Origin of the sequence: Centipeda flueggei ATCC 43531, assembly GCF_000160695.1 — a bacterium.
GTDB lineage: Bacteria > Bacillota > Negativicutes > Selenomonadales > Selenomonadaceae > Centipeda > Centipeda flueggei.
In genome coordinates, this window is record NZ_GG694006.1 from 426,532 (window position 1) to 437,943 (window position 11,412).

The 11,412-nt window shown below is 53.9% G+C and carries 12 protein-coding genes; all 12 read right to left on the reverse strand.

Annotated elements, in window-relative coordinates; all coding sequences use genetic code 11:
• Positions 1-42 precede the first annotated feature (42 nt).
• The gene (locus tag HMPREF0908_RS02080; protein WP_006689769.1) at positions 43-1,431 is read right to left on the reverse strand and encodes an aminopeptidase; all 1,389 of its coding nucleotides are present in this window, start codon (positions 1,429-1,431) and stop codon (positions 43-45) included.
• 16 nt (positions 1,432-1,447) lie between these two features.
• Positions 1,448-2,410, reverse strand: a complete 963-nt coding sequence (gene dusB / locus HMPREF0908_RS02085; protein ID WP_006689770.1) for a tRNA dihydrouridine synthase DusB — start codon at positions 2,408-2,410, stop codon at positions 1,448-1,450.
• 5 nt (positions 2,411-2,415) lie between these two features.
• Positions 2,416-3,183, reverse strand: coding sequence for a type III pantothenate kinase (locus HMPREF0908_RS02090; RefSeq protein ID WP_006689771.1), 768 nt, complete (start codon positions 3,181-3,183; stop codon positions 2,416-2,418).
• A gap of 66 nt (positions 3,184-3,249) precedes the next feature.
• Positions 3,250-4,221 carry a biotin--[acetyl-CoA-carboxylase] ligase gene (locus HMPREF0908_RS02095; protein ID WP_006689772.1) on the reverse strand — a complete coding sequence of 324 codons (972 nt, stop codon included), beginning with the start codon at positions 4,219-4,221 and terminating at the stop codon, positions 3,250-3,252.
• A gap of 90 nt (positions 4,222-4,311) precedes the next feature.
• Positions 4,312-5,667: a glycosyltransferase gene (locus HMPREF0908_RS02100; protein WP_040572336.1), complete on the reverse strand. Its 1,356-nt coding sequence runs from the start codon at positions 5,665-5,667 to the stop codon at positions 4,312-4,314.
• Between the two features lie 21 nt (positions 5,668-5,688).
• Positions 5,689-6,477: a glucose-1-phosphate cytidylyltransferase gene (gene rfbF, locus HMPREF0908_RS02105; protein ID WP_006689774.1), complete on the reverse strand. Its 789-nt coding sequence runs from the start codon at positions 6,475-6,477 to the stop codon at positions 5,689-5,691.
• Between the two features lie 53 nt (positions 6,478-6,530).
• On the reverse strand, positions 6,531-7,397 hold the full coding sequence (locus HMPREF0908_RS02110; RefSeq protein WP_006689775.1) for an NAD-dependent epimerase/dehydratase family protein: 867 nt from the start codon (positions 7,395-7,397) through the stop codon (positions 6,531-6,533).
• Positions 7,394-8,689 (reverse strand): glycosyltransferase, encoded by a 1,296-nt coding sequence (locus HMPREF0908_RS02115; RefSeq protein WP_040572337.1) that lies wholly within the window; start codon positions 8,687-8,689, stop codon positions 7,394-7,396. The genes HMPREF0908_RS02110 and HMPREF0908_RS02115 overlap by 4 nt, the downstream gene beginning before the upstream one ends.
• Positions 8,690-8,700: 11 nt before the next feature.
• Positions 8,701-9,249: a dTDP-4-dehydrorhamnose 3,5-epimerase family protein gene (locus HMPREF0908_RS02120; RefSeq protein ID WP_006689777.1), complete on the reverse strand. Its 549-nt coding sequence runs from the start codon at positions 9,247-9,249 to the stop codon at positions 8,701-8,703.
• 12 nt (positions 9,250-9,261) lie between these two features.
• Positions 9,262-9,858 carry an HD domain-containing protein gene (locus tag HMPREF0908_RS02125; protein WP_006689778.1) on the reverse strand — a complete coding sequence of 199 codons (597 nt, stop codon included), beginning with the start codon at positions 9,856-9,858 and terminating at the stop codon, positions 9,262-9,264.
• Positions 9,859-10,050: 192 nt separating this feature from the next.
• Entirely contained in the window at positions 10,051-11,115 is a 1,065-nt protein-coding gene (locus tag HMPREF0908_RS02130; RefSeq protein WP_006689779.1) for an FkbM family methyltransferase, read from the reverse strand.
• Positions 11,116-11,127: 12 nt separating this feature from the next.
• Positions 11,128-11,400, reverse strand: a complete 273-nt coding sequence (locus HMPREF0908_RS02135) for a hypothetical protein (RefSeq protein ID WP_006689780.1) — start codon at positions 11,398-11,400, stop codon at positions 11,128-11,130.
• Between the last annotated feature and the right edge of the window lie 12 nt (positions 11,401-11,412).

Below are 11,412 nucleotides of genomic sequence, written 5' to 3' on the forward strand. Positions count from 1 at the left end.
GTACACTGCGTGCTTTTTTACCGTGTGGTGGAAAATAAAATCTCAAACACTTTGCAGGAAGGTATCATATCCCTTTTTCATTTCATAGATGTCCGCCTTGCTCGTAACCTCCCACGGTGCATGCATGCTCATCACTGCAACCCCGTTGTCGATCACGTTCATCCCATAGCGCGCCATAATGTAGGCAATCGTCCCGCCGCCGCCGAGATCGACGCGTCCAAGCTCTGCAAGCTGATAGCGGACGCCGTTTTCATCCATCATGCGGCGCAGTTCGCCCAGATACTCTGCACTCGCGTCACTGGAGCCGGACTTGCCGCGTGATCCCGTGAACTTGTTGAATACCATTCCTCGTCCAAGATAGGCAACGTTCTTCTTCTCAAACGCATCCGCATAGAGCGCGTCATAGGCGCTCGAAACATCCGAGGAGAGCATCCGCGAACAGGCGAGCGTACGGCGCAGGGAGAGCTCCGTATACTGCCCGCAGGCAGAGAGCACCTCGGCGACCATGTTTTCAAAGAAGCGCGACTGCATCCCTGTCGCGCCGACGCTGCCGATCTCCTCCTTGTCAACGAGGAGGCAGCACCCCGTACGCCGCACATCCGCCGTCTCAACCATGGAGCGGAGTGCCGTATAGGAGCAGACGCGGTCATCCTGTCCGTAGCCGAGCACCATGCTGCGGTCAAATCCCAGCTCACGCGCACGGCCTGCCGGAACGAGGGTCAGCTCTGCCGACTGGAAATCCTCCTCATCAATGCCGTACGTCTTCCGGATGAGAGCCAGCACGCCATCCTTGACGGACTCTTTTTCCTCCTTTGCGAGGGGGATTCCGCCGATCAGCACATCGAGTTTCTCACCCTCGATCACCTTTGCCGCTTTTTTCTCCAGCTGCTCCTGCGAGAGATGGACGAGCAGATCCGTCACGCAGAACACGGGGTCGTCCGCCTTCTCCCCGAGCGTGATCGTGACCGTTGTGCCGTCCTTCTTGACGACAACACCGTGCAGGGCAAGCGGAATCGTCACCCACTGATACTTCTTGATGCCGCCGTAGTAATGCGTATCAAAGTACGCCAGTCCGCCGTCCTCATAGAGCGGATTCTGCTTCACATCAAGGCGGCACGTGTCGATGTGTGCACCGAGGATATTCATGCCGTGTTCCATCGGCTCTGTGCCGATATGAAAGAGCACAATCGCCTTTTTCATATTGACGGCGTAGACCTTGTCCCCCGCGCGGAGCTGCGTCCCCTCAGCGATAATGTCCGCCAGATCGCGGTAGCCCGCCGCCTCAGCAGCACGTACCGCCTCCTGCACACTCTCACGCTCCGTCTTGCAGTCCGAGAGGAAATCAATATAGCCGCGTGCGAGCGCATCCACCGCTGCGCGTTCCTCTGCCGAATAGCCCGTCCAAACGGACTTTTTCTTATCGTCACTCATAATGGTTCCTTTCTACCTATACTCCCCATGCCCCATGGAGAATCTCTGCAAACTCTGTCCGCGATGCCGCGCGGTTGAATCGCTCACGCAGCTCTGCGCTGCCCTTCAGACCGCGCGTGTACCACGCCGCATGCTTGCGCATCTCGCGGATCCCAATGTACTCGCCCTTGTACCCGACTAAGAGATCGAGATGGCGCAGAATCACCGCCGCACGCTCCGCCAGCGTCGGCGGCGGCAGCTCCTCCCCCGTATGCAGCCAGTGAATCAGCTGCGGAAAAATCCATGGATTTCCCTGCGCACCGCGCCCGATCATCACTGCATCTGCCCCCGTGATCTCAAGTGCACGTTTGAGATCGGCAGGACGGCGGACATCCCCGCTCACGATGACGGGAATCCCGACCGCACGCTTCACCGCGGCAATCGCTGCATAGTCCGCGCTGCCGCTGTAAAACTGCTCGCGCGTCCGCCCATGCACGGCGACCGCGTCCACGCCGACCGCCTCCGCCATGCGTGCGATTTCCACTGCGTTGCGCGAGGCATCGTCCCAGCCGAGCCGCATCTTCACCGTGAACGGCAGACGCGTCGCACGGCGGATCGCCGTCAAAATCTCCTCCGCCCGCTTTGGGTCACGCATCAGTGCTGATCCTTCGCCGTTCCTGACGACCTTCGGTGCGGGACATCCCATATTGAAATCGAGGATATCCGCCGTTCCAAGCTCCTCGATATACGCCGCCGCCTCGGCTGCCATCCTCGCCGACTTGGCAAAGATCTGCATCGCAATCGGACGCTCATCCGGCTCCGTACGCAGCATATTCATCGTGTGCTCATTGCGGTAGTGAATGCCCTGACTGCTGACCATCTCCGCGAAGGCGAGCGGGCAGCCCATTCCATGCGCAATCACGCGGTAGGAAGTATCCGTGACCCCCGCCATCGGCGCGAGAAAAATCGGATCGTCAAAGGCAAACGCGCCGAGTTTCATTGGGTTCACGGCAGATTCCTCTCATAGAGGACGCGCAGACCCGTCAGCGTCAGAAAGTGATCGACCTTGTCGATGGTCTGGGACTCCTTTGCTACCATACGAGCAAACCCGCCCGTGGCAACGACCTTCATCTCCATCGCGAGCTCCGCCTTGATGCGGCGCACGATTGCATCAATCTGACCCACGTAGCCATAGATGATGCCCGCCTGCATGCCCTGAATCGTACTGCGGCAGACCACCGTCTTGGGCGGTACGAGCTCGATGCGCGGGAGCTGCGCTGCCCGCTGAAAGAGCGCTTCGGCACTTGAGCCAAGTCCCGGTGCAATCACGCCGCCGAGAAAATCTCCGTTCTCTGCCACAATGTCAAATGTCGTCGCCGTTCCAATGTCGATCACGATCAGCGGGCCGCCGTACTGCTCATGTGCACCGATGACATTCACAATACGGTCTGCACCGATGGACCGCGGATTCTCGTAGTTCAGCCGAATCCCCGTCCGTATCCCGGGACCGACGATGAGCGGGCGGATGTGGAAATATCGCTCGCACATCTTGCGCAGTGGGACGACCAGCGGCGGTACAACCGACGAGATAATGACGGCCTGAATATCCGACAGAGAGAGCCCCTGATAGTGAAAGAGCTCATTGATCAGGATGCCATACTCATCTCCTGTCTTCTGACGATCTGTCGAAATGCGCCAATGCCGCAGGAGCTTCGCCCCGTCATAGGCCCCCATCACGATATTGCTGTTTCCGATGTCCAGTACAAGCAGCAAATTCCTTCCTCCATACAAACGTCTCTGCCATTCTGTCACGTAAACGCTTTGCGCACGTATACGTACTCATTTCTTCGGACGAATCGAAACGTCTCCTGCGAGCACGCGCCGCCGCCCCATCTTTGTATCGACAAAGAGCGCTCCGTCTGCGTCAATATCCGCCGCAACGCCCTCGAACTCCTCGCCTGCCGGGCCTATAACGCGTACCGTCTGCCCGAGCGTCACGGCATACTTGCGCCACGCTGCAAGCACAGGAGCAAAGCCTTCCCGCTGTACCTCCTGATAGAGCACATCCACCGCACGCAGGAGCTCCTGCAAAAATGCTACGCGCGGCAGCGGCGTCCCCTTCATCTGCATCAGCGATGTCGCCGTGTCCCGCAGTTCCTCGGGAAAATCCTCACGTGCAATATTCACGTTGATGCCGATTCCGATCACGACATAGTCCACGCGATCCATCTCTGCACTCATCTCCGTGAGAATACCGACCAGTTTACGCCCCTTATGAATAATATCATTCGGCCACTTGATTGCTGCACGCAGACCGAAATGCTCCATCGCGCGCGCAACGGCAACCGCCGCCATCAGTGTACACTTTGGTGCATCCTGCGGCAGAAACGTCGGGCGCAGGAGAATACTCACCCAAATTCCTTTGCCCGGCGGTGAGAAAAAATGCCGCTCCATACGCCCGCGTCCCGTCCCCTGGCTGTCGGCAACAACGACCGTGCCGTCCTCTGCGCCCTCATGTGCCAGCTGTTTCAGGACAAGATTCGTCGAATCCACAGCATCATAGCAGATGATCTTTTTCCCAACGAGTGCCGTTCCCAGATCCTTTGTGATCTCCGCCTCAATCAGCCGATCCGGAGCAGCCCGCAGGATGTATCCGCTGCGCGGTGCACTTGCAATGTCATAGCCCGCCTCACGCAGTGCCGCAATCTTCTTCCACACTGCTGCGCGCGTCACACCGAGCCGTGCCGCAATCTTCTCCCCCGAAACACAGCCCCCTGCCTCACGCAGCAGTTCCAATACATCGCTCCGCATCGCCGCACCTCCAAACAAAAAGTGATCTGCCCCATTATACAGCAGATCACTTTTCCACGCTACAAAAACATTGAACGATAAATCCGATCTCTAAACACGCTTCGCCCGAACAAGCCACTGATAGGCATCGAGGTCCTCCGCATCCACAGAGATCGTTTGGAGTGACAGAAGTTCCTCGCGCAGCCGTTTCCCTATGTCAGGAGATGGAACGGTTACGTATCTCATGTCCTGGATATCAAATTGGGCTTCCTGAAAGAGCTTGATTATCTCTTTTTTCGTAAAAAACCGGAAGTGCGTCCGATCCAAAATTCCCATATCTTCGTAGGTCCAGCGGCCGGAAAGAAGACCATAAAACGTGCTGATATGGGCCACATTGGGAATACTCGCGATAACTTCTCCGCCGGGAGCGAGCAGTTCCCGCATATTCTCGATTGCTTTCCATGGATTCTGTAAGTGCTCAATGACATCGCCCATGACGATATAGTCGAAGCGTTCGGCAACTTGTGATGGATCAAGACGCTCTACATCCATCGAAAGAATCGTCGCATACGGTGCAGCAATTTCTGCTGCCTTTTCGTTCAGTTCCACACCATAAAGACGTACTGATGGATTTTGTGCACCGATTTCCCGCAGGGTCGCCCCACAGGCGCAGCCGATCTCAAGGACACGCAAACCAGCTTTTGAGAAGTCCATCAAAGACATAAGATCTCTGCGCGGGAAAAATGAATAGTCCAGTGAAACGCCCCATTTTTCATGGAAGAAATCACATTCCCGTCGATAGCTGTCCGACGTCGTATCGGGATTTTCTCCATCACGATGCACATAGGTGCTCGGCAAGGACGCCAGCCCATAGCCTGCCCGTGTCATACGGACCGTAAAGTCATAGGACGCGAGTGCAGGAAGAGAGTAACGCTCATCGAGATTTCCTGCCGCCGATACGGCATCTCTCCGTGCCATCAGCGCAAACATCTCCACAAAGATTTCTGGACGAGGCGGATTCCCCTGCGCACGAATCTCCTCCGCCACATGCACATAGTCATTCCACGAGAGATAGTCGTTCGGTGGGATCAGCTGCGCCCTCCGATATGCCACAGGGGCAACGCCAATCACTGCCCCAACGTTTGGGTCCGCAATGAGCACATCCAACATATCCTCCACCGTATGCTGCGCGAGCATCACATCTGCATGAAGGAAAAGAAGGACCTCCCCCTCTGAGGCTCGAATCCCCTCATTCACCGCATGTGCATAGCCATGATGCTCCTCACTGCGAAGTATACGAACATGGTCCATCGCATCAGATGTAAAAATCTGCTCATCTGCCGACGAACCATCATCGACAACAATCACTTCATACGGAATACGCACTGTATTCCGTACAGAAAAGAGGCAGCGTTCCAGATGTTCCCGCATGTTGTAAACCGGAAGGATAATGCTTAATTTTGCCACCTGATTACCTCACAATCTCTGCTATGCCCACAGCTTCCACGGAGCACTGTTCTTATTCCACATATCATTCAGCCGCAGCTTATCTCGCTGGGTGTCCATGCACTGCCAAAAGCCGTTGTGTTTATAGGCATGCAGCCCTCCCTCTCGTGCAATGCTCTCAAGCGGTGTCGTCTCAAAAACACACAGATCATCATCCCGCAGATAGTCAAATACTGTCGGCTCAGCAACCATAAAGCCGCCGTTGATCCATCCGCCGTCTTCCTTCGCCTTTTCGACAAAACGGTTAATTTCGTTCGTTCCAGAATCAATATCCAACACGCCAAATCTGCCGCCGGGCTGAATCGCTGTCATCGTCACCACGGCTTTTCCATGATTTTTTTTATGTGTGTCGAGCAAATCATGAATGTCTACATCGCTCACCCCATCACCATAGGTCAGCATAAAGGCCTCATTTCCAATATACTTCTGCACGCGCTTAATACGCGCGCCTGTCTGCGCATCAAGCCCTGTATCGACAAGCGTTACCTTCCATGGTTCAGAGACATTGTTGTGCACGGTCATGCGATTGCCCTGTGTAAAGTCAAAGGTAACATCTGAGGTATGCAAATAGTAGTCTGCAAAGTATTCCTTGATCATATACCCTTTATAGCCAAGGCAAATGACAAACTCATGAAACCCATAGTGGGAGTAAATCTTCATAATATGCCAGAGAATTGGTTTCCCACCGATTTCAATCATGGGCTTTGGTCTGGACACAGACTCCTCGCTGATGCGCGTTCCACGTCCACCTGCCAGAATCACGACCTTCATACAGTTTCTCCCCTCTGCTGCCAACAGACCGGCATCAACAACGCCTGAGATGCTTACATCAATTCTTTATACATTCGCTCCCAACCTGGCAGAATCCTGCCTCCGCGCCATGGCATCATCACTTCACGCGCCCGATATGGCTTTGCCCCCCAGTCCACAGGAAACTTTACCCCCAAAAGGAGTTCATAGCGACGAACCAATTCCTTCAGCATAATGGCATGCCCTGATGACACAGCATAGTTGCCGCATCGCTCAATATGCCCTTCTGCAAGATACTGTCCTGCCAATAGAAAAGCTCTTGCGGCATCCTTTACATGGACAAAATCCACGTACTGCTCTCCTTCTGACAGAGCAAGCCGTTTTCCCTGCGCAGCAAGTGTCGGCAAAACGGCAAGAAGCTTATTCCTGCGATCATGTTCTCCATACGTATCAAACAGAGTCAACCGGATGCTGTGCAGATCGTGCGCCGACTCATAGAATCGAACCATCGCATCAAACGCCTCTTTTGATGCCGCATACAGATTCACCGGCTCATATGCATCACCACGATAGTACTGCCACGAAGACCGCGCATACACGAAATTTTGTACGCCATGCTGTGCCATGGCGTCGAGCAGCTTTGTCCCAAAGGTGATATTGGCGGAAATCAGTGCATCAATTTCCGCCGGAGAATGTACCGTCGTATAGTACGTGGCGAGATGAAAGACAACATCCGGCGCAGCTGTACGCACGATCTCCAAGAGAGGCATTTGATCTGCATCATAAAACTGCATATCGTCCCGCACCGTCGGCGGCAGCACATCGCGCTGCGATGTCGAGCGTACAACGGCCGAAACATGCCACCCCTCCGCATGCAGACACTCCGCCACATATCCTCCGACAAAGCCTGTGGCGCCTGTAATCAATGCCCGGTACTTCATTGTTCTCCTCCGCAAAACTCATTCCGCCATTCCTGCAGCTGAACATCCGCAGGAAACACACGCGCAAAATGCGGCAGTGAGCTTTTGTTCTCTTCCCTGAGGATCGGCGGCAGTTCACGCATGACCGGTTTTTGTCTGCAAAAAAGATCACGCAGTTCAACAGGCAGTCCATACAGAAAGAACTCATGCGGTACGCGCCCAACGGCATGACAAAAACAATACTGCCGCTCATCCTCTTGGAGCACTTCGTCATAGAGCTCATGCAGCTGCCGCACCGTATTGGCAACAGAGAAATCATGCCGGACTTTTTCCCGCGCTGCATTCCCCAAACGAACACGCTCCTCCGGATGTGCAAAAAGGAACTCAATGGCCCGGCGGTAATCGTCCCTGTTTTTAATCAACATGCCCGTTTCATTATGTGTAATGAGATACTTTTCCGCACACTGATCAAGTGCAATCACAGGAAGCCCTGCTGCCATGGCCTCCAGAAGTGCATTCTCCGTCGTACCAAAATGATGGGAGCTCAGCAGATAGCCGAATACATCCATCTTCGCAAGCTCCGCACTCACATCCCGCACATAGTCAACAAAGCGGAACTTTTCCTCAATCCCAAGGGAGCGCGCTTCCGCGCGAATCTGCGTCACGTTGGTCAGATCGCCGACCAAAACGAACTCAATCCCAGGGACATGCGACACGGCCGCACAGTACCTCACAAAGTCCCGATTCATCTTCGCATAGGACTGGGTACCAACATAGCCGACAACGAATCGGTCACTACGCACACGCGGCTCATGTGGACGGATCGCATCGAATCCGCCCGAACTGTGGATCATCGACGTATGCGCACGCGCCCATGTGCGCTCTGCTTCACTCCAATAAGGATTATCCAGTGAGTACGGCGATGTAAAAATAAAACGCTGCGGCACACGCAGGAATGCAGGCGAAATATACGGATACCAACAGCCGGAGACATGTGCCCAGACCGTCAGATGCATCCGTGTCTGCGGAAAATCTGCCAAAAAAGCCGCCATGCGCGGATGGTGCCACCATTCGATCTGCACAACATCCGCAGCATGAACGGCTGCCTCAATTTCCTTTCTGCCCGGTGCGCAAAGAATCTCCACCCCATTCGCACGGCAGGCATCAATAAAGTTCATCTTTTGCGGCTGCTCCAGCAGCAGAATGCGGTGCCGATACGGGGCGTTTGTGCGTGCCGCATACGATGCAGCGCCCGAGAGCACCTTGCCGACACCGCCGCCCATATGCGTCGTAATATGCAGTACTTCGCGCATAGAGGTCTCCTTCACTCGAACACAAACGGGCTGACAAACTCATCCAGCAGAGGAAACAGCGCATCCCGTGCCGACAGAATAGGATGAGCGGCGTTCCACGGAATTCCTGCCGAATCCCATCGTACACCTGCATCACAGTCCGGTGCATAGACACTCGTTACCTGATACATCATCAATGCATTTTCACTGAGCACATAAAAGCCATGCGCCATCCCTTTCGGGATATAGATCATTGTGCCCTCTCCCGCGCACAGATGAAAGAGCTCGTGCTGTCCATACGTCGGCGAACCGCAGCGCAGATCAACAACCGCGTCCAGGACTTCCCCCTGTGCACAATAAACGATCTTTTCATGATCCATTGGTGGGGTCTGAAAGTGAAGTCCGCGCAAAACACCACAATGGGAAACAGAAAAATATTCTTCCGCAAAGGACGTGGGGAGCCCCAATCGCCGAAACTCCTCAACATGAAAGGTCTTGATGAATATGCCGCGCTGGTCTGCACGTACAACGGGACGAATTCTCAGACATCCGGGCAGCAAGGTCTCCTCTGCATCAAACATACTTACGCCTCCTCACAGCGGCACAACAGTACAGAGCCCGAGCACAGACTCCACCGACCGTCCCATCCTGCGCTCGAATTCTGCTTTCATCGCAAACAGCTTCCGCCAGCGCGGCATCGAAGTATGATCTACGCCATAGCGGAGCATGATATCCATCATACGCCGTTCAATCGCCACAATCCCCTCATGGGTCGCCATCGCGTCGCAAAGCTGAATGAGCTGATCATACAGTGTATAGGTTCGCTTCTGCAGAAAATGATCCAAAAACGCATAATCCTCATCGCTCAGATCCCATCCTCCGTTAACGCCCGTGATGTCCTGCACGGGAAAAGAATGCGTCAGGCATATCTCTGCAGCCTCTGCATCGCCCTCTGCCAGCAGAAAGCGATAGCCTAGGATCACATGATTCATGCCCATCTCGCCAAATCTGCGTCCAATATCGTGCAGAGCGCCAAGAACAAAGGCACGTTCTGCATCCAGTTCTTCGATATGGACAGCGATACGCTCCGCCGCCGTTCCTACGGCAAGCGAATGGAAAATCCATCCGCCATTGTTAAGAGTACGCGCTTGATCCAGATGGCACAAAGCGTCCCTGCGTGAGATTTTCACATTTGACCTCTTCCGCACACAATGATGGAATCACTGATAAAATGCGGTTGCCAGATTGGCGTAGATTTTTTGTCCGATTAAGGCAGCAAACCGGACGCAGGGCAGAGGCTATGTGGAGGATTTGCTAACGATAAGCGGGCGAAAAAGATGCGTCAAGATGGTTGTTCCGAATTTATCAGTGCTTCCTTATATTCAAACTGCATAAAATACAGACTCTCCGCTCGTCACACTGTGATGACGGAAATAGAAGCGATATCCGCCATAAAACGACTGAATCAACAGCGGTATACGAATATAATCTTCAAGGCTGTGATAAACGCAGACGGCAAGTTTTGGATGAGACTCACGGATTGTCCGCTCTGCCCCATGGAGAGCATTGTACTCTGCCCCCTCGATATCCATCTTAATCAGTGTCGGCGCTTCGGTCATCACTGCATCGAGCGGCATTGCCGTGATCTGCGCCCCATCTCCGTCTCCCTCAATCCCCAAACGAGAAGCAGAGGGGGTTGCCTGATTTCCTGAAAACGAGAGCCGCTCCTCCACATTCCAAAGAGCATAGGGATAGAGGGAGACCTGCGGAAGATCCACATATTTTTTCTTGAGCAGCTCACAGCTCTTCCCATCCGGCTCAAATGCATGCACGCGGACTTTTGGATTCATGGCGAGTGCCTTGTCGATCTCCTCACCGCCGCATACGCCCGCATCCACAAACACCTCGTCATCACGAAGCGTCGGAATCACATCGTTGGCAAAGTACTGATTGGCATCAACAAGCGAGAAATCCACCGGCCGACCATGAACCATATTATCAATCAGGCTGCGATAGAGTCGGCGTGATTTCTCATCGGCAAATGAGGCACAGATTGTATCAATATCCTGCTCATGCTCCGCAAAGTAACATGACGCATCCATCTGAACAGCAGATCGTATATCCGCCTTTACTTCCTGCTTCTCCAACTGAGAGATGATTTGCAGCAGATTGATGCCGGTGACCCCAACAATGATAACAAGAGGCTGATCCGTCAAATAATACCGGCGGCAAAGCTCGAAGATTTGCTCAGATGACTGTACTTCGATTCCGTCAATCGTTGTGCCCTGCTTACTTTCTGCGTTATCACAGTAATAAAGCGGTTTCTGCAGCATGTTCCGCTCTGCGCAGTATCTCCGATAAAATGCGCGCGCCACACGCCCTGTCCCCCAGAGCACATAGTCCCTCCCGCACAGCTCAGCAAAGACATTCGTTCTTTCAGCACACATGCGTCTCACTCCTCAGTGGGTTGAATCAGATCCAATATATTGATGATATAGAACCATTCCTATGTTGTACTTCTTGAGATATGCCTGCACCGTCTCGGCAACATTCCCCTCCTCATGGTTCATGTTGACCGTATATACTCTCAGCCCTGCCGTCTTCATACAGGAGGATGCATAAGGGATACTCAGCGGGAACTGATACCATTCACCGACTTTGTCAACGAAACGCGGCATTACCAGTATATAATTCAACAAAAGTGCCCTCAAATAGATTATCAGCGGATTCACCCGAAATATCTC

Excerpts from the sequence above, each read along its gene's own strand:
- HMPREF0908_RS02080 (WP_006689769.1), bottom strand. The coding sequence starts at position 1,431 with ATGAGTGACGATAAGAAAAAGTCCGTTTGGACGGGCTATTCGGCAGAG.
- dusB (WP_006689770.1), bottom strand. The coding sequence starts at position 2,410 with ATGAAACTCGGCGCGTTTGCCTTTGACGATCCGATTTTTCTCGCGCCG.
- HMPREF0908_RS02095 (WP_006689772.1), bottom strand. The coding sequence starts at position 4,221 with ATGCGGAGCGATGTATTGGAACTGCTGCGTGAGGCAGGGGGCTGTGTT.
- rfbF (WP_006689774.1), bottom strand. The coding sequence starts at position 6,477 with ATGAAGGTCGTGATTCTGGCAGGTGGACGTGGAACGCGCATCAGCGAG.
- HMPREF0908_RS02110 (WP_006689775.1), bottom strand. The coding sequence starts at position 7,397 with ATGAAGTACCGGGCATTGATTACAGGCGCCACAGGCTTTGTCGGAGGA.
- HMPREF0908_RS02115 (WP_040572337.1), bottom strand. The coding sequence starts at position 8,689 with ATGCGCGAAGTACTGCATATTACGACGCATATGGGCGGCGGTGTCGGC.
- HMPREF0908_RS02120 (WP_006689777.1), bottom strand. The coding sequence starts at position 9,249 with ATGTTTGATGCAGAGGAGACCTTGCTGCCCGGATGTCTGAGAATTCGT.
- HMPREF0908_RS02130 (WP_006689779.1), bottom strand. The coding sequence starts at position 11,115 with ATGTGTGCTGAAAGAACGAATGTCTTTGCTGAGCTGTGCGGGAGGGAC.